A 23,453-nucleotide genomic window follows, 5' to 3' on the forward strand; every position below is an offset into this window, starting at 1 on the left:
CGGCTATAGTCATTTAGCTAGGCTCTGTGAAAGGGCTTATAACCACCTCGGCCAGCAGCCCGCTTCACCGGCAGCACCGAGCCCTCATGCGCAAGGAGATAACCATGAAGCACTCTGCAATTGCTGGATTGTTCATCGCTACTGCAATGTTGGCGTCGCCGGTGTTTGCGGCGGATAAGGATCTGTGTGACGGGAACATTCAACAAATAAGCGATTTCGTGGACAGCGCGCCGTCCCTCCCGGAAGGCACAATGGACACCGTCAAAGCTGCCCTGACAAAAGCGAAAACAGCCCAGGCGGCCGGGAACGACAAGGATTGCGTGGAAATCTCCTCCGGCATCATCACCAAAATGCAGATTCGCAACCCTACCCGGAACTGATGCCAGACAAGGCCAACCTTCGGGTTGGCCTTCCGGGGCACATTGACGTAGACTACACAGGCTTGTTGCTCATCTGATTCACGAGCAATGAGTTCGGGGCCGTTTAGGATTCGACGCCGGTCGCGAAACTTTAGGTGCATGCCGAGTTGGTAACAGAACTCGTAAATCCACTGTTGCAACTACTTATAGTTGCCAATGACGAAAACTACGGCCAGGAATTCGCTCTCGCTGCGTAAGCAGCCTTAGCCCTGAGCTTCTGGTACCTTCGGGTCCAGCAATCACCAGGGGATGTCTGTAAACCCAAAGTGATTGTCATATAGAACAGAATCGCCGTGCAGTACGTTGTGGACGAATCGGCTAAAACTTACACAACTCGCCCAAAGCACCCTGCCCGTCGGGTCGCTGAGGGTTAACTTAATAGACACGGCTACGCATGTAGTACCGACAGCGGAGTACTGGCGGACGGGGGTTCAAATCCCCCCGGCTCCACCAAATAAAAAAAAGACGTCCACGGACGTCTTTTTTTATGCCTGAAATTCAGCAAAACCTCAGCATTCATGTGCCGCTATCCCGCCCGCAACACTACCGCTCAGGATATGCAGCAAAATCCGTGTACCCCCTTTCCCCACGCCGGGTGTAATACGCTGAGCGATCCGCTTCCGCCAACGGCCAACCATGCTTGAGGCGCTCGGCCAGGTCCGGGTTTGCGATGTAGGGTCTGCCGAAGGCGATCAGGTCCACCAATCCGGTGTCGAGCGCATCCTGCGTGCTCTGGCGATCGGTGAATCCGCCGCACCAAATGATCTTGCCGGGAAACGCCGCTCGAACCTTGGCCAGCAGGGCGTGATCGAGGTGACGCGATTTGAACTCGGCAACTTCCATGTTCGCTTCCGGCATCAGTTCGTAGACCAGATGCAGGTAGGCGACGCCGAGGCGACCCAATTTATCGGCAACGTACAGCAAGGTTTCTTCAGTCAGAGGGTCCGCCGGAATACCGTTGAATTTGCCGAACGGCGACAGGCGGACACCCACGCGCCCCGGCCCCAACTCGCGCACTGCCGCTTCAACCACTTCCATCAGGAATCGTGTACGGTTTTCCACGCTGCCGCCGCCGAAGCAATCGGTGCGCGTGTTGAGCACCGAGTTCATGAACTGCTCGAACAGATAACCATTGGCTGCGTGGATTTCGACCCCGTCAAATCCAGCCTCCCGCGCCTGGACGCAGGCTTGAGTAACGGTGCCGACCAAGGCAAACACTTCTTCCGTCCTCAGGCGTCTTGGCTTGCCTGCGGGCATATAGCCCAACGCGCCATCCGCGTCATGGGCAAACACTTGCGAATCCGCCCTTTCCTCGGTGACGCCCCATGGCGCTTCGCCGTTGGGCATGAGCGATGGATGGGCCATCCTGCCGACGTGCCAGAGTTGCAGAAATATCGTGCCGCCGTTGCGGTGAACCTCATCGGTCACCAGACGCCAGCCCTGCCGCTGGTCCTGCGTGTAGATGCCAGGTGTCATCGCATAGCCGTTGCTGGACGGCGCAACGTCGGTTGCCTCGGCCACGATCAGGCCGGCGCTTGACCGCTGACCGTAGTAGGTGGCCATCAACTCATTCGGGATATCACCCTCGGAGGTCCGCGTGCGAGTCATGGGGGCCATGACAATGCGGTTTTTCAGCGCGACGGTGCCGCCAACCAATTGGGAATCAAACAGGTCTATCATGGATTTTCCTTCGGGTCGGAACGGATCGGAAGGAAAATGTACTTTTCGATATTCGCCTCCTCTACACACCGTTTGGTCAGTGGTCACAAATGAAGACGATCAATAGACTCCCCGGCTTGCCAGTCGAACGTGCGCTAGGTGTCCTTTCCGGGCGCTGGAAAGCGGTCATCCTTCATGTGTTGCTGGACGGCCCGCAACGCACCTGTGATCTGGAAAAGCGCATCGCCGGTATCTCCCAAAAGGTGTTGATCGAGCAACTTCGCGCGCTTGAGGAACATGGAATGGTGAGCCGGCAACCCATCGCCGTGGATCGCCAGGGCATCGAATACCTGCTCACCCCGCTTGGCGAAAGCCTGCGGCCCATCCTGGATTCGCTGATCGAATGGGGTATCCATCACGCCACGGAGCTCGACGACGTAGACAGGCTGCTGCCATGCAGTGATGTGGTGAGAGATCGGGTCAAAGTGGTCCTATGACCTGTCCCAGGCTCACCCCCTCGCACGATGACGCAAGCGCGAGTAAGAGATCAGCATGCTGGTCAGCTCTTGTGTGACCTGGGTGAAGGGTGACACTCGACGGCTGACCAGGCACACCTCATTCGACTCCAACGGTTCGCGAATCGAAATGCTGATCAGCGACGAGGAAAACAGCTTCATGCCGGGCAGCATCCCGGGCTCAATGGTCAAGTAGTCCGTCTCGGAAATGATGTGCAGGATTTCCAGCAGCGATTCGGTGGTGATCGCGATCTTTGGCGGCGGCAAGCCCTGAGCTCTGAACAGCTCGACCAGATGATTTTCCGCACTGCCGACGACCCCGGCCGGGCGGACACTTATCCACTCGCAATCGGCTAAATCATGAACTGAGCGAGCACCCGCAAGCGGATGTCCCTTGCGCGCAATCACGCTGGACTTCGAGCTGTAGAGCCGCTCGATCTGCAGGTCGATATCGCAGACGTTGGGGCTCAAGGGGCACATCACGAAATCGAGCCGGCCAGCGCGAATCATCTCGATCAGCATCTTCGTCTTGCCGCTGGCGACATGCAGCTGCACCTTTGGAAATCGGCGGGTAAAACTGTTGAAGACTGGCATCAGGCACGCGGCCAACGGTTCCACGGTGACACCCAATGCGATCTGCCCTTCGGGCATGCCATTCCACTGTCGGACGTCTTGAACCGCGCGATCGCAATCCAGAATGATCGAGCGCGCCCGGGGCAGAAAAACCTTGCCGGCGAGGGTCACGCTGATGCCTTGATTGGAGCGCACCAGCAAGGTGACCCCCAGTTCTTTTTCCAGACTTTGAATCGACTCCGTCAACGTGCTTTGCGCAGCGTCCAGCTCTCGCGCTGCCGAACGGAAACTGCCCATGTCGACCACCGAGCAGAAGGCCCGCAGCTGAATCAGCTTCATGAAGCACGGCCTCTGGGACGGCTATAGGCACGGTCGCAGACGACCGGGACTTTTTCGGTTTTGCTCATGGGGCTTTCTCGAAATCCATCAAATGCATACGATTGAATCGTACGCGATAGATAAATATTCAAGCAAAGACCTGATGATGTCAAAGCTCGTGTTAAGTCTTGGCGACGAGTGGTGGCGCAAGCCGGATGTGCGGAAAAACCGAAGATGATCGCTTTTTCCGTTCTATTCGGCACCTGAACTCGCCTATAAAATCAGGCCCGTCAGATAGTGACTTTCGTTTGTACTATTTGAATTTCGATAATCCCGTGAAAAGTTATAACTAATAGCAGTTTCCATTAAAGGGGCTCTACGTGTGACTTCGCGCCTGAGGAATCTGCATGCCCAAAAACAACAAACAACTTTCCCTTAGCAGACGCAAATTTTGCGGCGCTGCTGCCGTGACCTGCGCGGCTGCACCCCTAGGGCTACTCGGCTTCTCAATCAAGACTGACGCTATGACCAATAATCAAAAAACAACAAATAGTGCTTCCACCGAAATACGTCCCTTTCATTTCAGCGCCCCGGAGTCAGAACTTTCAGAGTTGCGCAGACGCATACAAGCAACAAGATGGCCGGACAAGGAAACAGTGAACGACTCATCGCAAGGCGTACAACTTGCGACGATTCAAAAACTGGCAAAACACTGGGCGACACAGTACGACTGGCGAGTAATCGAATCAAAAATAAACGCCCTTCCAAACTTCATCACCCGGATTGATGGCCTGGATATACATTTCATCCATATCCGCTCCAAACACGAAAATGCGCTACCGCTGCTCATGGCGCACGGCTGGCCTGGATCGGTGATTGAGTTGATGAAAGTCATCGGCCCGCTGACCGATCCTGAGGCGCACGGTGGCAGCGCCGCCGACGCGTTCAGCCTGGTCATTCCATCGATGCCGGGGTACGGCTTCTCGGAGAAACCGACCGAGGCCGGTTGGAATCCTGTTCGTATCGCCGATGCCTACATCGAGTTGATGAAGCGCCTCGGCTACACCCGGTATGGGGCGCAGGGCGGCGACTGGGGCGCTATCGTCGTCGACCTGATGGCTGCAAAGGCGCCACCTGGCCTGATCGGCATTCACTCGAACATGCCTGGCGTGATCCCGCCTGAACTGGATGCGGCATTGTTCCGTGGCGACCCGGTCCCGAGTGGTCTTTCCGGGGAAGAGAAACTGGCGGCCGATCAACTCGCCAACACCTACAAGCACATCGGCTACGCAATCATGATGGGCGACAGGCCTCAGTCGCTCACCGGCATCACCGACTCCCCCGTAGGTTTGGCAGCGTTCATGCTTGATCACGATCCTAAAAGCTACGAGATGATTGCGCGCTCTATCGACGGACATCCAGAAGGACTGACACCCGATGACGTCCTGGACAACATCACGCTGTTCTGGCTGACCAAGACTGCCCTGTCTTCGGCTCGGCTCTATTGGGAAAACAAGTCGACCTTTTTCGCCGTCAAGGGCGTCAACATCCCGGTGGCGGTCAGCGTGTTTCCCGATGAACTGTATACGGCGCCGAGAAGTTGGTCGGAGAAGGCATATCCCAAGCTCGTGCATTACAACAGGCTTCCCAAAGGCGGGCACTTTGCTGCATGGGAGCAGCCGGCGCTTTTCTCGCAGGAAGTCCGGGCCGGGTTCAAGACCCTGCGCTAAGCGCGCCAGCTCCTAGCATCGAAGAACTGATTCCTGTTGGCTGAGGATCAGGTTGGCGGGTGGGCCAATCCACCCGTCTCGACCGTTCGTCGTCGAGGCGAAAAATAATCTTTGACATCGTTGGGGCTTTGGCAGAATATTCATCCATCGCATGCGATCTAATCGAAAGCGACCAACAACATAAACCTTCGTTGCCGTTTGGAGATTCAACCATGAACACCGCAAGCACCTACACCCTGTTCATTACCACCGCTCGCGCTGCCCAAGGTCACAACGGTAACAACTGGATCATTGCAGCAGCCGACTGATAAACCGTTTTCCACACCTAACATATCGTATGCGATGTAATCGCACACACTACCAACCTTAAGGAATCACCCCATGAGCAAGATCGAAAAAGTACTGGCCACCGGCAAAACCCACACCACCTTCAGCAGCGCCGGCAAAACCTCACGCGGTCACAACGGCATCCTCGACATCGAGCTGTCGTCCCTCGGTTCCGCTCAACCGTCCCACATGTTCGCCGCTACCCAGCCGCACCCGAAAGCCGAGCAATTGTTCGCCGGGGCATGGTCGGCCTGCTATACCGCAGCGGTTGGCCTGGTTGCCGCAGAGCGCAACATCGCACTGCCCGCAGACCTGGCCGTCGACATCGAAGTGGACCTGGGCCAGACGGGTCCGGCCTACTTCCTTCAGGCCCGACTGACCCTGCGCGTACCGGGGCTGGCACACGATGTGGCGACCGAACTGGCACACATCGCCGATTCCATCTGCCCGTACTCGAAAGCGACACGCGGCAATATAGACGTAGCCCTGAACGTTATTACGGCTTAATACGTCGCATGCGATGTTAGCGTACACGTAGCACATAATTGAAAATCTGAGGGAATCATCATGAGCAAAATCGACAAAGTACTGGCCAGCGGCAAAACCCACACCACCCTGAGCAGCGCAGGCACTACCTCGCGCGGTCATAACGGCAACCTCGACATCGAACTGTCGTCCCCGGGCAGCGCCACACCGGCACACGTGTTCACCGGCGTGCAGCCGCACCCGAAAGCCGAGCAACTGTTCGCCGGAGCGTGGTCGGCCTGCTACATCGCGGCGGTGAGTCTGGCGGCCCAACAACTGAAGGTGACACTGCCGGCCGATACCGCTGTCGACATCGAAGTCGATCTGGGCCAGACCGGCGCGGCCTACTTTCTTCAGGCCCGACTGACCCTGCGCGTGCCCGGCCTGTCGCACGAAATCGCCACCGAACTGGCCCACAACGCCGATGCCATTTGCCCGTACTCCAAGGCAACACGCGGCAACATTGATGTTGCCATCAACGTCCAGACCGCGTAACGCAGTCCACGACCGGTCGCCAGGGTGTTTCCCGGTGGACCGGTCGTCGGCTTTACCGGCCGGTTACACGTGTACATTGAAGGGCAAAGGTCTGAGCACTTCCGACACCATCGCATGCGATGTATAGTCCGAGTTTGCAACCCATCCGTCTTTGCCCAGAGAGAACGCGTATGAAACCCACTGAAAAGACATCCGCCCTCGACCTGAAGCTCTCCGACTTCCTGTGCTTTGCGGTCTATTCCTCCAACCTCGCCTTCGGCAAGGCGTACAAGCCAATGCTCGAACGGCTCGGCCTGACCTACACGCAATACATCACCCTTGTGGCGCTGTGGGAGCAAGACGACCAGACCGTTGGCAGCCTCGGTGAAAAGCTGTTCCTCGAATCCAACACCCTCACGCCGATCCTGAAAAAACTCGAAGCAATGGGTTTTCTGCTGCGCCAGCGCGACCCGGAAGACGAACGCCAGGTGCGGATCAGTCTCACAAAAGAAGGGCGAAAACTGCGCGGAGAACTGACCGAAGAAGGCTTCCCGCAAACCGGTCTCGACCCCGAGGATTTCGTGCAAATGCAGCAGGCGATTGTGAAGCTGCGCAACAACCTCATCCGTACGACCAAAGACCGCCACGACGCGGAGTAAAAGGCGTCCCTAGCTCAGACGAAAGTCGCTCAAGTCAATCGACACCATCAACCGCTCCCGCAGTGGCTGCAGATTTTCGTCCCGCAGATAAGCTCTACGCCGCGTCGGGAAACGCAGGCCTTGAGCCTCGACGTAATCACTCACGTATTGAGCAGCGGCAAACCCGCCGGCGATATCGACGTGGTAGTCATGGCGTCGCAGCAGAAAGTCGTCGCCGAAGTAGAAATCCTGGAAGCGGCTGTGGCTGGCGATGTGTTCTGGAAACTCGACCCGCAGCCCGCGCCAGATCTCCTGACCTTCGTGCCAAGGCTCGATCTCGCTCACATTGAAGCCCGGCATCGCCATGAAAAACGGGGTCGTCAGGTAAGTCCACATCGCATAACCGCTGAAATACGCGCGATGCAACGGGTCCCAAGGCGTGTCCATGCCGTGCCCGGCGAATGCCTCGCGCGGGTTCGGACGTTCACGCACGATTTCGCCTTGAGAGGTTTCGATTGCGATGTAATCAGCCCGGAATGCCGTGCGCCAATCAGGATTGCCGAAAGGGGTAACCGAGGCCTGTTGCTGGTGCAGGCTGACGGTCATCTCGCGGGGCATCGTGTCTTGCACCACACCTTTGATCCCCCACAACTCGCCGCCCGAAACGATGTTGGCATTGAGCGTGGTGAATCGGTCCCAGCGCTCCAGGCCGCCATGGGCGTCGAGGATTTTTTGCAATAGATCGCTCATGGGTACGGGCTCCGACAGAATTGGAATTCATCAGAGAATACGCCTTGGCATCAACGGCAAACTGCTTGCCCAATAAAAAAAGGCACTGACGGTTTATCGCCAGTGCCTTTTTCTACCGCAAGGATGTATCAGCGCGACAACATGAAGGTGTCGTACTCAAGGTCTTCCAGCGCCGTGGACAACCGGTGCAGCCCAAGCAACACACAGACCAGCAACGAAAGGGTAAAGCCATAGCCGAAGAAGCTCGGGCCAAGGTGCATGCTGAGCAAGGTCAAACCGGCGTTCAACACCGCGAAGATCACGCACAGTTCCAGCACCACGGCGCGTTTGTCGAGGTAGAAGAACACGTTGAGCAACGCCATGAACACCACCTGAATACTCACGCCGATCAGGTCGATGTAGAACAGCGGCAGGTAGTAACTGGAGATGCCCAGCCAGTCCAGCAAGCGCGGGGCGAACAGGAACAACAGCACCACGGTCAGCCCTTGCACCTTGCAGATTTCCAGCAGGCCCTGACGGATCGACAGGGTCATTTCGGTTTTCAGCGAACCGATGTGCTGCAGGGTTTCACCCTCGCGAATGGCCCTGAACAGTCGGTCATACCATTCGGCGAAATCGGTTTCGATGCGCACCAGGAACACTGCCATCCCGGGAATGATCGCCAGGTACGCGAGGAAGATCGGCAAGTCATACAGGATCGAGGCGCGCAACGGGCCGACGACGATGTTCGAGGTGCCGGGGTTGAACCAGAACAGAAACTTGTCGATCCAGATGCCAAAGTTATAGAAAAAGCCGGTCACCAACAGACTGACAAACACTTGGCGGCGCTCAAGGAAATCGAAGGCCACCAATTTCTCGGCACGGTATTCGCGCAGGATGTCGTAGAGAAACAGGAACAGCAGCGTGCTGTGCCCGATCAACAACGCCAGCAGCAGGCCCGCTATCCCGAGGAAGCTCAGCAGGTATGCGCTGATGACCATCAGCGTGTAGCCCACCAGCATCACCAGCAGGATGCGGTTATAGGCTTTCATCCCCGAGAGGAAGATGATCACCATCCACAGGTTGCACAGCACCACGAAGTTCGCCAGCACCAGCAACCGGTACATCAGCGGCTGATCGAACAACACGCTCAGCACAACGATACCCAGCAACCCGGCACCGATGGTGACCAGCAACAGCACACCCACCAGATTGGGCAGGATCTGATCGTACTTGTGCTCGAACAGACGGTCGGAAACGAACCGGGTGAAAAACAGCTGCAAGCCGCCCGTGAGGATCAGCGAGCTGGCCATCAGGTACGTCACCGTCACCAGGAACTGCCCCACCAGCGTATTGGGCACGACACGGCTCAGGCTGATGATCCCCACCAGCATCACGCTGATGATCGACAACACCCAGGGACCGGAGCTGATCAGCCCGGCATACACGTAGGCATGCAAGGTCGCGGTGTAGGAATCGCGCGACAGGATCTTGCGAAGTTCGAAGCCAATACCGGCCATTTAACTGTTCTCCATGGCGGCTTGATACAAGTCGCGATAACGCTGCAGCATCAAGGCTTCGGTGTAATAACGATTGACCCGCAGCAAGCCGCTGGCCTGAGCGGCCTGCCAGCGTTGCGGGCTGCGCAACAGTTCAAGGATCGCCACGCTGGTGGCTTGCGGGTCGGCAATCGCGACCACTTTGCCGGCCAGACCGAGGTCACGATCTTCGGCGCTGCCGCCTTCGATCAGCTCGCGACACGAACCCACGTCGCTGCTGACCACCGGCGTACCGGCAGCCCAGGCTTCAAGAATCACCAGCGGTTGCGCCTCGCTGATCGAGGTCAGCACCATCAGGCCCAGTTGCGGCAGAATCTCCTGAATGCGCTGGAAGCCGAGGAAATGCACCTTGCCCTCCAACCCCAGACTGGCCATCAGGCTGCGGCATTCGCTGACGTATTCCGGGTCTTCCTCTTCCGGCCCGACGATCCAGCCCTCGGCCTCGGGCATGGCGCTGATCACACCGCGCATGGCCCGCAGAAAGGTCTTCACGTCCTTGATCGGCACCACACGCCCGATCAGCCCCACCACCGGCGCAATGCCTGGCGCGCGGGATTCGAGCGCGGCGGTCCACTGCGGCAAATCGATGCCGTTGGGAATGACCCGGGTGCGGACCGGGTCGGCGCCGTCCTTGATTTGCCGCTGACGGTTGCCGTCATACAGCGAGATGATGCTGTCGGCGCTGTTGTACGTCAGCTGACCGATGCGCTCGAAGAAGCGCACCCACAAGGTACGGATGTAACCCGAACCAGCGTCGAGGCTGCGGTTGAGCGCCTGCCCTGAACTCTCGGCGATCCAGCTGGCCTGGGCCAGATCGATCTTGCGCTCCTTGGTGTAGATCCCGTGCTCGCTGAGCAGGTAAGTGCAGTTCCAGCGTTGCTTGAGAATGCAGCCCAGCAACCCGGCGTAACCGGTGGAAATCGAATGCAGCACCCGCGCCCGCGGCATGCGTCGCGACGCCTCGGCGAGCATCAGCAACGGCGACTGCATCGAGCGCAGGGTCCAGAAATAGTTGATGAACGACGGGTCGGCACAATGCAGGCGATAACCTTCGCTCAACGCCTCCCAACTGGCGCGGCTGCGCAGCACGTCGTCGAGGGTCAGACGGCCTTGGGCAATGCTGTCGAGCAGGCTTTCGCCCAGCGCTGGTTCCGGTGCATCCGGGTGATGCAGGAAGCGATACAAATCCTGCAACTGCTGCAGGTCGGCCTCGCGCGGCGTGCCCCGGGTGTCGGTCGGATGGGTCGCGTCTTCGAGGAAGACTTCCTCAATGTGCAACACATTGGACGGTACTTGATAGCGTCGCTCGCCATACGCCGAGCGCTGTCCGCCGATGAACATCACCGAGAATGTCACCTCGGGCAAACCGAGGATCATCTGGTGAATCCAGCTCGACACGCCACCGCGCACATAAGGCCAGGTGCCTTCGAGCAGCAGGCAGATGTCGGCCAGCGGCGCCTCTTCCTTGTGACTCATGTCCAGCTCCTCACCAGGTCAGCGAAGGGTGGGCGCTGACGGGTTTTCTCCGGAAGGCTGGCGAGCAACCCTGGGATTTCGTGGTAACGACCGGCCTCGAAGGCCAGCTCGGCGTGGAACGGCAGAATCTGCGCCGCGCCCATGCCGTTTTCCTGAGCCTGGGTCAGCAACACTTCGGCACGCTCGATGTCACCGCGTTCCAGGGCAATGCGCCCGGCCAGCAAAAACAGCTCACCGCCCTCGCCCGCTTGCAGGCCTTGTTCGGCATGTTCGTTGGCCTGATTGAGTACGTGCTCAAGCACGCTGCCTTGCGCCAGGCCCAGATACGCCAGCTCCCAATACCAGCGCGCCAGCGTGCCGTGCAACACACCGGCGGCTTTGGCGGTGGCGCCGTGCAGTTGGCCCAGAGCGATCTGGATGCGCAGGTTGATGTCGCTTTCCTGCTTGTCGAGCATCGAGTAGGCCAATAGCCGTACGTCATCGCTCGGGTCGCCCAGTGCCAATTTGAGAATCGGCACCGCTTCTTTGCCGGGCATGCGTTTGGTCGCCAGCAAGGCGGCCAGACGTTGATCCGGGTCCGGTGCATGACGCAACACGTCCTGCAAACCGCCATCGGCGAAAATGGGCGAATGCAAATTTGTCTGCGCCCGATACGGCAGGCTCGGAATGCCCACCGCTTGCCATTCTTGCTTGTCGCGTTTGCGCGGCAGGTACAGCGCCGGGAAGATCGCCGCGACCACGCCGACCGCACCCAGCACCGGCACAAAGAATGCCAGGCTGAAAATGAACAGCGGGCTCCACGGCAGCGGCGAGCGGTAACGCGCCGGCAACAGCAGCCAGACCGCGCCACACAACATCACGCAGGCCAGGCCATGGCTGAGGGTGAACACCAGCAATTGATGCGCCTCGGGCAAGTCGGTCCACAAACTGGCCCAACTGCCCGCCTCTAACAACAAGGCTCCGCTAAACAGCCACTTGCTGATCATTCAGACCACACTCGTTGAACAGGTAATTACGCAGCCCGTTGGGTTCACCAGGCTCCAGGTTGAACGGCATGACCCGCACGCCGAGGCTATCCATGTCACTTTCAATGCCGAAGTGTTCGTGGATCAGCAGGTTGATCCGCGCCAGGTAGCCTTCGGTGCCTTGCGGGCTGGTCAACGGCAGGAGCACCAGCAACAGCTGATGATCGCGGTTGTTGCGCAGCGGCAAGTGCAAGTCCAGACCACGCTGACTGCGTTCCAGCAAGCGCGTCAGCTCTTCGTTGGCGCGGGTCATTTCAAAGGCGAACAGACCGGCCGACAACTTGTGCTGCTCGACGTCGACCAGCGAGCGCTTGAGTTGCAGGGTGAAATGCTGCGCATCGGCATCGACCAGTTGCAGCACCTGCACGTCACGCAGCAACAGGTCGGCGATGTGTCCCGCCAACAGCGCCAGCAGGCTCAGGGTACGATCCTGGAAGGCAAAGAACGGCATCTGCCGTACCGCCAGCACCGCCAGCAAACGCCCCTCGGCATCGATCAACGGAATGCACGCCTGCAACGACGAGAACTGCGCCGAGCTGCCCGCTTCGAGCAACTCCTGACGCACGCTTACCAGCTCGCCGCGCTCCAGGCACAGCTTGACCAGGCCGTCTTCGGTATCCAGAGATCCCATGACGCCGATGGTCGACAGCGGTGTAGGCAATACCCGCTCACCGCGCTCATCGACCCGATACAGACCGGCCACCCGCAGTGCGCCGTACTGACCAAACACAGCGACGATCGGATCTGCCAATGCCGCCAGTGCATCGCCCGCTTCCGGCATCACCCGCAGTCTTTCGCGCAAGCCCAGCAAGGAACTGCGCAAGCTTTGGTCACTGCCCGCCACGCGCTGTTCCAGTCGGTCGTGAGAGACCCGCAGGATCTGATGCGCACGGGTGAATTCATCGAGACGGTACTGGCGATAATCGTTGGCCATCTGCAGACGCTCCAGGCGTCGCTCCCACAGATCGCGAACCTCGCCCACCAGCATGCCGCACACCAGAACGCCGACAATCCACGACGGTTCAAGTTGCGCATACGCGGCATGGCCGCTGTAGCGCAGGGCGAATACCGCCATTACCAACAACGCGGCGCTGAGCAGGCCGCGGACAAAACCGTAACGCACACCCAACAGCAGCGGCGCCAGAATCGGCCAGGGGAAACCGCCGTGCATTCGCATCGGGTCTTCCGGGGTCAGCCAGAGGCCGAGGCCGATGGCCAGGCCGGTCACCAGGAACGTTTCCAGCCAAGACACCGGGCCACTGGCGCGAGGCGCCAGGCTGTAATCCATGTGTGGAGAATTCATTGCGATCACTCGAACCGAAGGGCGCCAACAAGTTTGTCGAGCACCTTTTGCGCGGTGCCCGCGAGGCTTTCACGGGACCAACCGGCACGTGCGCCACTCTTGCTCCAGAGTACCTGGCCACTGCTGGCGTCGAGCACGCGCAGGCTGATGCCCACTGCCGGCTCGCCGTCCAGGCCATTCTTGTACTGCCACTCTTCGACGCTACCGGCCACGACGTAATCGAGTTTCTGCTCACGCGCCCAGTCCAGGGCACCGGCCAGACGCTCGTTGTCGTCCATCAGCGCTTGTTCACCCTGGGTGCTGGCCGGGTAAACCCGTGGCTGCAAACCGTGGCTGCTGAGAACGCTGAGCAGGATCTGCTCGCTGCGTTCACCGGCCTGAGGCGTCTGCGAATAGTTGACCATCGGCACGATGCCCCACTGCGCAGTGCGCGGCAGGCTCGGGCTGCTTTCGTCGGTGAAGCTGGCACAACCGGCGACGAACAGGACCGCCAGCGCCAGGCTCAGATTACGAATTGCTTGCATACGTTTTTCTCCCGTAGAAAATTCCATGATCAGCGTCCGAAACGCACGCCGTAGCTCACGCCCAGTGTTCCGCCCGACTTGCCGTCCCCGCCTTGTGGCGCGGATTGGTAGCCGAAGGTCAGGGCCAGTTCGTCGTCACCCAGCACTTCAACGCCGATGCCGGTGTTGATGCCGTAGTTGAAGGTTTGATCGGTCCATTGCCAGCCTGCCGTCAAGTCCACCAGCCAGGTGTATTGCGGTTTGGTACGCACCAGCGCGCCGGGCAAACCACGGCGCCAGGAACTGCCGAAATACAGTTGGCCATAGCGGCTTTGCAGCAAGTCGTCAGCGGTGACGGTCTCGATGTCCAGTGGATTGATCGGATCGGGCACACCGGTTTCAGGATCGAACGTCTGCACAGGCGCCGCCCTGATGACCGGACCACCAAAATTACTGGACAGATAATCCAGATTTTTGTCCTTGACCCGGTTCTTCTGGTAATCGACACCGCTGCGCACGGTCCAGTTGGGACCGGCGAATTCCAGCGTGTGGTTGAGCTCCATTTTCAACGCATGACCATCGCCCAGATCGTCACCGGCACGAGTTGAAAACGACCGCTGCGCGACTTCCCAACTGAACTGATCGCGGGCCGTCAGGCTGTGCCGACCACCCAGATACACGCGATCCTGCTGGCCGAAAGCACGCATCAAGCCGCTGTCTTCGTTCTTGCGATGCCAGTCGACGCCGGTTTCCAGCTCATCGCTCACGCCCAATTGCCAGGTCCGGGACAGGCCCAGGCCATTGCGGTCGTCATCGTCACGCTGACTGGTGTCGGCGAACAGTTTGTAGCTGCCGTCCTCCACCGCACGTTGCAGGGTCAGGGCCGCGTTGCGTTCCGTACCGATACGCGATGACTCGATGTCGTCGCCGCTGTAATCGCCCTGCTCCAGTTCAAGATCGGCGTACCACTGATCACCCAGGTTGTGCGCAATTTCCAGACGCGGCGCTTTGAACTCAAGGCCGCCGAAGTCCTGCTCATGCCACGACAACTGCGCGCCCTGCGGCGTGCGCTCGTGGATTTCCACGGCCTGGCGACGCAGCTGTTCGCGCACCGCTTCCGGCTGCTCGTCACCGAGCGCTGTCAGGCTGGTGTCGAGGGCTTCATTCAGGCGACCCAGACGACTGAGGGCCTGCGCGCGTTGCGCCGGGTTCAGGTCGCTACTGGCCAACAGCGTTTCGACTTGCGCCTTGTTACGACTGCGCAAGGCTTGCTGGATCTGCTCGTAACGCTCGACCTTCAAACCCTGACTGCGTGCCCAATCCAGCCACTGGTCCTTTTGCGATTCCTGATTGGTCGCGTCAAGACGCGCCAGCAAACGCTCAAACCACAGTTGCAGCATTGCCGGCGAACCGTCCTTCCACTTCAATACTTCCTGTTGTGCTTTTTTCGGCGAGTAACTGCTGGCCATCAGGCGCAGCCAGATGCCGTAACGCTGGGACGACGGTTGCAGATTTTCGCCTTCCGGACTGCGTAGCAGCTTCAAGCGCAGACGCTGGGCCGCGTCCTGATAACCGGCGCTGTCCAGCGCATCGGCGTAGGCCGCTTGCACCAACCAGTCATTAGGGCTGGACTTGAGGTACATGCGATACCAGGCCAATGCCTCGCTGTCGCGGCCGAGCATCTGGCTGGCACTGGCGAACGGCAGCCACAAGATCCGGTCTTCACGCGCCTGGGCTTTCCATTTGGTCAGCAACGGCTTGAGCTCTGCGGTGTTGCCTTCATCGACGTAGAGCCACATCAGGCGCTCGCGGAACAGGTTGTCGTCAGGGAACCGCTCCAGGCCTTCCTTGTACAAGCGCTGCGCTTCGTCGGTCTGGCCCTTCTGCACTGCCAGAGCGCCGCGAACCGCCAACACTTGAGCCTGCCCGTAAGCATCCGGGTATTGCTCGGCATCTTTGAGCAGCGCCTCCACTTGCGGCCAGTCCAGCAATTCCTGGGCTTGCTGCAACGCCTCGACCAACCGCTGCCGATCATGGGTACGTTGCCAACTGCCGACCATTAACTGCAAAGAGCGCTGCGGATTGCTGGTGCGATAAAGAGTAATCAACTGGCTCTCGTCGCCGCTATTGAGCGAGCCCTTGAGCGCCAGCATTTTCTCCAGCGACTCTTGCAGTTCATCGTCCAGTTCAAGGTCCCAGGCCAGTGCGGCTCGGGAGCGCCAGTAATTCGGATCGGTGATCTTGCGGTTATCGACCTGCAACACCTGCCACGCTGATTTGTTGTCGAACAGCTTGAGGTAGGTGTCGACCCAATCGACGCGCTCGGTGCTGGTCAGCGCAAAGCGTTTCGAGTAGTCCTTGTAGACCTTGGCCTTGGCCGCGTATTGCCCGGTGTTTTCCAGGTTTTGCAGCAGGCGCGTCCAGGCCAGGCGATGCTGGGGGTACTTGCGCAGATAGGTGTGCAGCCACGCTTCGGCCTGCTGTGGCGTGCCCCGTGATTCGTGGCCGTAGATCAGCGCATCGAGTTCGATGTCGGTCAGCGCCCGCTGGTCCATGATCTCGGCGAGCAATGGAATCGAACGATCAAAGTCGAACTGCTGGCTGGCCAGGCGCCAGGCGTGCTCGCGGGTTTCGGCGGTTTCGCGCAGCTTCAAAAGACGAATCCAGTAGCCGAGTGCCGCTTCGGTTTCACCGCGCCATTCGCCCAGCTGCGCCATTTGCTCCAGCAGGTGAAAATCTTCAGGATGTTCGGCCAACAATTGCTGGCCGCTTTCCCAGGCACCCGGCAGATCGCCGAGGGCCAGGCGCATGCTGAAATCCTTCTGCAGGATTAGCGGGTTGTCCGGTTGCAGGACGCGCCACTGTTGCAGGAAACGTTGTGCCAGATCGAAGCGCTTGCTCGCGATGGCCACATCGACGCCTTGCTGCACCCACGCCGTGTCGGTTTGCGGATTGATCAGCGAGTCGATTTCATCGTCGAGCACTTGTGCAGCCTGGTCACCCTGCCCGGACGCCAACAGGCTATTGAACGCGAGCTGCGCGTATTCACGACGCTCGCCTGCCTGATCGGTGTCCTTTCTCAGCTCCAGATAAATCTCGGCAGCGCGCGCCGGGTTCTCGCCCGCCAGGTACCACTGCGCAGCAGACTTGAGCGCTGCGGTGTGCTGTTGCGGATCACGGGCAGCAATTTCTTCATAAACGCTGGCGGCAAATGCCGGCGCTTGCAAGGTCAGCGCGAGCTTGGCCAGGTTCTGCAATTGCGGCAGTGGCAACATCCGGTGATCGAAGCTTTTCAGACGCTCGACCAAAGCCTGCTGGGTGATCAGGTCACTGTTCTTGGCCGCTTCCAGCGCATCCAGTTCCAGGCGGTAGTACGCCTGCAATTGCACGTTCGGCTCGGGCCAGTTTTCCAGATGCTGACGGGCCTTGGTGTAATCACCGAGACGAATCAACAGGTCGACCAATTGCAGGCGCAGGTGATCGTCTTCCGGGTGAGCGGTCAGCAGCAGTTCGGCATAGTTGGCCGACACCGCATCCGGCTCACGACCATCAGGCTGGAATACTTCTTCGCGCTGGAAGGTCGCCCATAGCAAACCTCCCACGGCAACCGCCACCACCGCCAATGCCCATGGGTTGAGCAGGCGGCTGCTTTTAGTGACTGAAGAATTAGTTGCAGAGGAGCTGACCATTACTCACCTGCTTCATTGGTAATTGAAAAATCCACAGACCGGCAGATGCCTTGCCTGCAAAACGCTGTCCATCCACCTCTACGCGGCAAGCGCTCGCCGAGCGTACCGAGAAGGTCAGGTCGACTTGCCCTGCAAACGAAAAACTCACGCGTTGGTCATCCAGGTAACGCCAGTCCAGCAACGGCAAATTGGCTTCCTCCAGTGCCGGGCGCGGGTCGCGATCCGGGCGCAACACCAGCAAGGCACGGTCACTGCTCAAGTGCACGTAACGCCCTTGCTTCAAATCACGTACGCCAGCAATGCCCTGCGAACGCAGCAAGTCCGGCCAACCCATCTGCGGATCGAGGCGCACGGTGCGCAACGCATCCATGCCGCGAATCTGCCAGTCGCCGTCAGCGGTGCGCGCCAGGCTTGCCTGATACAAACCGTGCAGACGATCGAGGTAGTCGCTCATCCACAACGACATCGGCTGCTGGTCACGCATGTAGCCGTAGATTTCGTTCATCGCCTTGATCGAGGCCTGCTTGGTGCTCGAATAGAAGTGGTAATACAGATGCAGGCCACGCAGACGGCGCGGGCTGTCGGTCAGCTCGAAGGTGTCGATCACGTCGCGGAAACCGTAATACGGACCTTTCCAGAGGTTGGTGTAGAGGTTCTCGTTGATGATCGGCGCGTAGTACTGCAAGCCACCGGCGGTGGGCCGCAGCAACGGGTTCAAACCGGTCAGCGACGGGTTGGCCTTGGTCAGCATGGTCTCGGCGCCGTTGACGTTTTTCAGACCCGCGTCGTAGGCCAGTTTGATCGTCGCCGCCGACGGCAACGCATCGCCCGGCCAGAAGATCAGCTTCACCGGTTTTTCCGGGGTGGTCAGCTGCGAGTTGATGTAGTCACGCGAGCCGAAAATCTCACGACGGAAATCCAGTTTGTCGTAGTTGGGAATGGCCATTTTCAGACCGTATTCCGCGTTGAAGCCTTCACGCTTTTGCGCCACTTCCGGCTGCATGAAAAACGGGTGGCTGAAGGTGTGCGTGGCGACTTCGACTTTCGGGTTGGCGAACAGCTCACGAGCGATCGGCTCAAGCTCGCGGGCCAGAAACGGAAACATTCCGCGCGGGGAAATTTCACCTTCGACGATCGATACCGACGTCAGGAACGGGTTGGGCCGAATGAAATCATCGAGCACCTGTTTGCCCGCATAGGGCGTGCCGCGCACTTCGGCGCGGGACGGGAAACCGTCGCCATCGATGTGCACCGTAGCGATACGCCGACCGTTTTCCGTGGTGGTGTCCGGACGCGGTTGCACCGGCAGACGCAGGCTGGCCTGGAGGAACGCGAACGGATCGAGAATCCAGCGGCTGCGCTCATTGTTGGTTTCGAGAATGTACGGCGCCAGGGCCAGACCACCCCAATTGGCGACGGCCACCGGAGCAAACGTTTGACCACCTTCACCGGTCAACAGCAACGCAGCCTTAGGGCCGCCCGGCAGGACGGAAACAGCGGTCAGGTCACGGGATCGGGGCTGCACCGGTGCTTCGAACGCCCCGAGCAGCGCCTTGTCCTGATAGGTGATGGTCAACGCTTGAGTGGCCGGCGGCGCACCGCGATTAAGGCCAAGGCGCTTGAGCAACAGCTTGTCTTCCACCGGCAGACCGGCGAAAAACACCAGCGGCACCTGCTCGTCCAGGCGCTTGCCCAACCAACGGTTGAACGCCGGCGCGTCCTGCGGCGGGCCGCTGGTCATCCAGGTGATGATGCCAGCGTACAAACCGCTGAAGCGGTGATCGGGCAATGTCTCATCGGCAGGCAGGTAATCAACCCGGTAGCCCAGGTATTCAAGCAAACCACCCAGCAATGTATGCCCGGCGTTGCGGATCACATCGCCTTCACGCGGGTCGTAAACCAGCGCGATTCGACGTGGCTGGACTTCGATGCTGCTGATGCCCATCGAGTCCAGATCGGGGGTACCGATGTACGGAATGAAACCTTCTTCGCGCAGACGCTTGGCCAGTTTGCGCGCTTCATCGCGACGCTCGGGCGGCAAGTAATCGATCGCCACCAGCGGGATACCTTTGGCGCGCAGCGGTTGCAACTGGGTTTCCAGCCACTGGCGATCGGCTTCCGGCACCGGGCGATAACGCTTGGCGGACGCATCCCAACCGGCGTGGATGGATTCCACGGCGACTGCAGCGGCTACGCCATCGAGCTCTGGCAGTACTTCAAATCCACGGTTGAAAAACAGCTTCAGGTTCGGCTGAGTCTTGTGCAGTTCGCGCAGGAAACTGGCGAGGGCCAGACGCTGCTTTTCCCGCTCGCCTTGCGGCATCAACTGGAAACTGTCGAGGGTGTCGAGGAACAACCCGGCATACCCTTGGGCCTCGAGCGCCTTGGCTTCGCCAAGCAAATGCGCACGCCAGGCCGGCGATGCGAGATCCATCACCTGGCTGTCCCAAGCGGCGTTGCGCACCGGGCTGACGGCCTTGCCCAGACCGGCTTTGGCAATGGCTGCCTTGTTGCCGCTGAACTCGCCAATCGACAGGTACGCGAACGGTTGACTGCCCAACTTGCGCAGGGTTTTGACGTCACCCGCAGTCAGATGCCCCGGTTCTACTACCGCCCAGTCGAACTGGGCCAGTTCAGAGATTGGCGGCTCATCGGCATACCAGAAAGTCACGCTGGATGGAGACGTCAATGCGGCGGCTTGCACAGCAGGCCCGCTCACACACAGCGCCAGGGCGGCTAACAGTCGCTTGGCGACCGAGCGGACACGCGTCCTGCGAAAAACGATTTCCATAACTCACTCTTGAAATGACTTGATCAGTACTGCTTGTGCGTCGGACAGTAAAACAGACCGAGTTACAAACTGCGGATGAGTTGCGCTAGACCGTTGCCGATGGAAGTCGGTTCCGGCAGTTTGAAGCGCTCGAGCAGACGGGAGTTGTTGGCGCGCGAATGGCGAATGTCGCCCTGCCGTGGCGCCTGATGATTGACCCTCAGAGGGTTGCCGGTGGCCGTCCCCAGTTCAGCGATCAGATCATTGAGGCTGGTGGAGCGGCTGAGGCCGATGTTCACTGCACCCGGGCGCGGCGCCTTCGCCTCCACGGCCTGGAGCAGAATGCTCACCAGGTCCTGGACATAGACGAAGTCGCGGGTCTGCTCGCCGTCGCCGAAAATCGACACCGGCTGCCCGTTCAGTGCCCGCTCGGTAAAGATGCTGATCACGCCGGAGTACGGCGAAGACGGATCCTGGCGTGGGCCAAAGATGTTGAAGAATCGCAGGATCACCGGTTCCAGACCGTGCTCACGGCGATAGAAATCCAGGTAATGCTCACTGGACAACTTGTCGCTGGCATACGGCGTGAGCGGCGATTTGGGGGTGTCTTCGTCGATGGCCGTACCTTCGCCGTTGTTGCCGTAAATGGCAGCGCTGGAGGCGAACACGACACGCTTGATGTCAGCCTTCAACATGCTTTCACAGACGTTGAGGGTGCCGACGAAGTTGCTTTGATGAGTGCCGACCGGATCATCCACCGAGGCTTGCACCGAGGCCACTGCCGCCAAATGAACGACCGCGCTGCAATCGCGCATGGCTTGAGCCACGGCGGCGCTGTCGGCGACATCGCCGATCACCAGGTTCAGGTTGGCATTATCCATCGGCAAATTACTGACTTTACCGGTGGACAGGTTATCCAGCACGCGAACCTTGTAACCCTTGGCCAGCAATGCTTCCACAAGATGCGACCCGATAAATCCAGCCCCGCCGGTGACCAGTACTCGCTCAACGAACATGAAATTTCTTCCTGAAGATTCAAGCGGATACTCGTGTTTGAAGTCCGCTAACGGTGTGGGCTTTCTCATCGTATTGCGGTTGCGAAGCATAGGAAACTACCCAGTCACGACCGACGTTTTTATGGCGCTAGGCCATCAAAACCGGGCCGATAATGGGAGATCCCGCTGACACTGTCAATAGGTTGTCTATTTTGCCGCCGTACGGCAATTGGCCTGCATGGTTCGTCATTTTATTGACGACATTAATCGGATCCATTCTTGGCAATAACATGCGCCAAGCGCGGCTGATCACCCGCCGAAATCAGCCAAACGTCCGAGCAAAAGGCGCCGCTGCCTGTTCAATGGCACCGACGACATGAGGTGCCTGCTCTCGATACTCGGGATAGCGTGCAATCACCACTTCAACTGCGGCAAGCATTTTCTGAATGCGCTCCCTTGGCTTTTCGATCTCGCAGTTTTGTGCAAACTCCAGCAATCCTTGTCGCGAAGCAAACATTGACTTGTTACCTGCCAGATCCAGCGCCAGCACATCTTCCGGGATATAGGCGGTGGTGTTGACGATGTCGTAAGCAGGTGCAAGGCGCGCATCGCGCTGCGTGGGCTCCGAATAGAGCAAACCGAAATTCTTCAAGTGCGCATCGCCATTTCCGACGATGCAGCTCAAGGCGACGCTATCGAACAGCTGATCAAGGGAGGATCGCAGATGTTGCGCGGGGCAGAACAAGCGGATGGCCTTGGCGATTGCCGCGTAGCTTTTGCTGTATTTCTGATCCGCTGATAGCCCCATGAGAGCGGCCATGTCCTCAAAACCAATCGGGTTGAGTTGATCGTCGCGATCGAAGCGGCGCATGACAAACAGCTTTGCATTATCAGACAGATAAAACTCCGGGACAGGCAGACCTCCCTCCTTGGCAATGGACATGCAAAGGAATTCGTTGATCGCAAGCCCGGGGAACTCGTCACGGCCACTTTTGATGATCAAGTCCGAAGTTTTCGAAGTCACGCGGGACAGTTCTGCTTCCCGTTGTTCCGGCACCAACACCTTGGGTTGAACACCTGAAATACCGGCTCGCAGGATGTAGCGATCGAGAAGTTCGGCAAAGATATCTTCCGTACCGTCCCACGTCAGGATCTCTTCAAGCTTTTCCCCCGGAAACTGCTGCTCGCCCAACAAAGCGTCGACTGTCTCGGAACTCACCCGCACGCGGCCAATGGGCGAGCTGCTTCCGGAAAGTGCCAGCAACAGCATCGGATCGACATTGACGGTTTTAGCCAGGCGATTACGAAGCTGTTCCAGCACATAGCCTTCCGGCAGGTTCATCTGAAAAATGGGGTGCAGATCCCGTCGTCGAAACTCGTCAGGCCGCACAGGCATCGACAAGCTGATTGCCATTTCTGGCAATGCTTTTTCGTGATAGCGAAAAATGAAATCGTCAGCGCTGGTGAGGACTCGGCCGCTGAGTCCCTCAGGTGTGCTGACAGCAAGAGAAGTCATTTTCATTCGAACAGATCCCCTAGCTCTTCAAGGGTTGGCATCGCCGCAGGAATGACCGCGAACTCACAATCCAGCGCGCCCAGGACGCGCGCATAAGCAACCATGGCCACCGACAGAGTGCCCTTCTCGACCGCAATGACTTTCTGTCGAGTCAGTCCGGCGAGTTCTGCAAGCCGAGCTTGTGTAAGGCCCCGATTCACACGCTTATCACGTATCTGCTTGCCAAGCCGGGAAACCAGCAGGGAATAGTCCATGTCCTTTTACCGTTACATTAACCAACCAATGTATCGTATACATAACATAGAAATGCTGTGAAACAGCGAACTTTCGGAGTTTGCGTCTAACGCCGCCTCGACGGAGGGTCCATCCCGGCCCTTGGGAGTGGGATATGAAACGTGGCAAGTTTCCTGGTCGCCGCCCGTGACTTGCGCCATGGCAGCCGCAGCGCTTCAGACCCGCGCCGCCCATCGGCCGGCAGATGAACTTTTCTTCACCCCGCCGCCGCGCGCCAACCTGTACATTTGCCTCGCTCATTCAAGAAACTACGGTTTGCCCGCCCTCCCGCGGGCTTTTTTTTGCCTGTTGTCCCGTCCTGAATAAGGTTTACACCTTCTGACTTCTTTTCAGGAAGGTGTAATGGATACAGGCACGAAGCGCAGTCAGCGTGATTACACGCTGGCTTTTAAATTGTCGGTCGTCGACCAGGTCGA

Annotated in this window: 19 protein-coding genes and 1 other RNA gene; 7 read left to right on the top strand and 13 right to left on the bottom strand. The window is 58.9% G+C overall.

Features of this window, described 5'->3' with window-relative positions:
• The first annotated feature begins 104 nt into the window (after positions 1 to 104).
• Together ACM110_RS11930 and ssrA are read left to right on the top strand one after the other, a co-directional pair.
• A complete protein-coding gene (locus tag ACM110_RS11930; protein ID WP_416127910.1) occupies positions 105 to 380 on the top strand; it encodes a hypothetical protein in 276 nt (91 codons plus the stop codon).
• Between the two features lie 95 nt (positions 381 to 475).
• Positions 476 to 872: a transfer-messenger RNA gene (gene ssrA / locus ACM110_RS11935) on the top strand.
• Between the two features lie 90 nt (positions 873 to 962).
• On the opposite strand, the gene ACM110_RS11940 is transcribed toward ssrA, so the two are convergent.
• Entirely contained in the window at positions 963 to 2,099 is a 1,137-nt protein-coding gene (locus tag ACM110_RS11940; protein WP_416127911.1) for an alkene reductase, read from the bottom strand.
• Between the two features lie 89 nt (positions 2,100 to 2,188).
• On the opposite strand from ACM110_RS11940, the gene ACM110_RS11945 reads away from it, so the two are divergent.
• Positions 2,189 to 2,575 (top strand): winged helix-turn-helix transcriptional regulator, encoded by a 387-nt coding sequence (locus ACM110_RS11945; RefSeq protein ID WP_416127912.1) that lies wholly within the window; start codon positions 2,189 to 2,191, stop codon positions 2,573 to 2,575.
• A 12-nt stretch (positions 2,576 to 2,587) separates the two neighbouring features.
• Here the strand turns inward: ACM110_RS11945 and ACM110_RS11950 are convergent, their stop codons facing one another.
• Entirely contained in the window at positions 2,588 to 3,505 is a 918-nt protein-coding gene (locus ACM110_RS11950) for a LysR substrate-binding domain-containing protein (protein WP_416127913.1), read from the bottom strand.
• Between the two features lie 386 nt (positions 3,506 to 3,891).
• On the opposite strand from ACM110_RS11950, the gene ACM110_RS11955 reads away from it, so the two are divergent.
• From ACM110_RS11955 to ACM110_RS11970, 4 genes are all read left to right on the top strand, one after another.
• Positions 3,892 to 5,214 (top strand): epoxide hydrolase family protein, encoded by a 1,323-nt coding sequence (locus ACM110_RS11955; protein WP_416127914.1) that lies wholly within the window; start codon positions 3,892 to 3,894, stop codon positions 5,212 to 5,214.
• 381 nt (positions 5,215 to 5,595) lie between these two features.
• Complete coding sequence (locus tag ACM110_RS11960) at positions 5,596 to 6,048, top strand: Ohr family peroxiredoxin (RefSeq protein ID WP_416127915.1); 453 nt, start codon at positions 5,596 to 5,598, stop codon at positions 6,046 to 6,048.
• 60 nt (positions 6,049 to 6,108) lie between these two features.
• Positions 6,109 to 6,561: an Ohr family peroxiredoxin gene (locus ACM110_RS11965; protein ID WP_416127916.1), complete on the top strand. Its 453-nt coding sequence runs from the start codon at positions 6,109 to 6,111 to the stop codon at positions 6,559 to 6,561.
• Between the two features lie 170 nt (positions 6,562 to 6,731).
• The gene (locus tag ACM110_RS11970) at positions 6,732 to 7,199 is read left to right on the top strand and encodes a MarR family winged helix-turn-helix transcriptional regulator (RefSeq protein ID WP_416127917.1); all 468 of its coding nucleotides are present in this window, start codon (positions 6,732 to 6,734) and stop codon (positions 7,197 to 7,199) included.
• A 9-nt stretch (positions 7,200 to 7,208) separates the two neighbouring features.
• On the opposite strand, the gene ACM110_RS11975 is transcribed toward ACM110_RS11970, so the two are convergent.
• From ACM110_RS11975 to ACM110_RS12025, 11 genes are all read right to left on the bottom strand, one after another.
• Positions 7,209 to 7,928, bottom strand: coding sequence for a hypothetical protein (locus ACM110_RS11975; protein WP_416127918.1), 720 nt, complete (start codon positions 7,926 to 7,928; stop codon positions 7,209 to 7,211).
• Between the two features lie 128 nt (positions 7,929 to 8,056).
• On the bottom strand, positions 8,057 to 9,427 hold the full coding sequence (pelG, locus tag ACM110_RS11980; protein WP_416127919.1) for an exopolysaccharide Pel transporter PelG: 1,371 nt from the start codon (positions 9,425 to 9,427) through the stop codon (positions 8,057 to 8,059).
• On the bottom strand, positions 9,428 to 10,942 hold the full coding sequence (pelF, locus tag ACM110_RS11985; protein ID WP_416127920.1) for a GT4 family glycosyltransferase PelF: 1,515 nt from the start codon (positions 10,940 to 10,942) through the stop codon (positions 9,428 to 9,430).
• Positions 10,939 to 11,928: a HEAT repeat domain-containing protein gene (locus ACM110_RS11990; protein WP_416127921.1), complete on the bottom strand. Its 990-nt coding sequence runs from the start codon at positions 11,926 to 11,928 to the stop codon at positions 10,939 to 10,941. Before ACM110_RS11990 ends, pelF begins: the two co-directional genes overlap by 4 nt.
• Positions 11,906 to 13,270, bottom strand: coding sequence for a PelD GGDEF domain-containing protein (locus ACM110_RS11995; RefSeq protein ID WP_416127922.1), 1,365 nt, complete (start codon positions 13,268 to 13,270; stop codon positions 11,906 to 11,908). Before ACM110_RS11995 ends, ACM110_RS11990 begins: the two co-directional genes overlap by 23 nt.
• Positions 13,271 to 13,275: 5 nt before the next feature.
• On the bottom strand, positions 13,276 to 13,794 hold the full coding sequence (locus ACM110_RS12000) for a penicillin-binding protein activator LpoB (RefSeq protein WP_416127923.1): 519 nt from the start codon (positions 13,792 to 13,794) through the stop codon (positions 13,276 to 13,278).
• A 29-nt stretch (positions 13,795 to 13,823) separates the two neighbouring features.
• On the bottom strand, positions 13,824 to 17,462 hold the full coding sequence (locus tag ACM110_RS12005) for a tetratricopeptide repeat protein (protein ID WP_416127924.1): 3,639 nt from the start codon (positions 17,460 to 17,462) through the stop codon (positions 13,824 to 13,826).
• Positions 17,440 to 20,253 (bottom strand): endo alpha-1,4 polygalactosaminidase, encoded by a 2,814-nt coding sequence (locus ACM110_RS12010; protein WP_416127925.1) that lies wholly within the window; start codon positions 20,251 to 20,253, stop codon positions 17,440 to 17,442. Before ACM110_RS12010 ends, ACM110_RS12005 begins: the two co-directional genes overlap by 23 nt.
• A gap of 62 nt (positions 20,254 to 20,315) precedes the next feature.
• A complete protein-coding gene (locus tag ACM110_RS12015) occupies positions 20,316 to 21,248 on the bottom strand; it encodes an NAD-dependent epimerase/dehydratase family protein (protein ID WP_416127926.1) in 933 nt (310 codons plus the stop codon).
• 301 nt (positions 21,249 to 21,549) lie between these two features.
• Entirely contained in the window at positions 21,550 to 22,749 is a 1,200-nt protein-coding gene (locus tag ACM110_RS12020; RefSeq protein WP_416127927.1) for a type II toxin-antitoxin system HipA family toxin, read from the bottom strand.
• Positions 22,746 to 22,997 (bottom strand): helix-turn-helix transcriptional regulator, encoded by a 252-nt coding sequence (locus tag ACM110_RS12025; protein ID WP_416127928.1) that lies wholly within the window; start codon positions 22,995 to 22,997, stop codon positions 22,746 to 22,748. Before ACM110_RS12025 ends, ACM110_RS12020 begins: the two co-directional genes overlap by 4 nt.
• Positions 22,998 to 23,453 lie beyond the last annotated feature (456 nt).

This window comes from Pseudomonas sp. NFX98 (genome assembly GCF_047784845.1).
Lineage (GTDB): Bacteria > Pseudomonadota > Gammaproteobacteria > Pseudomonadales > Pseudomonadaceae > Aquipseudomonas.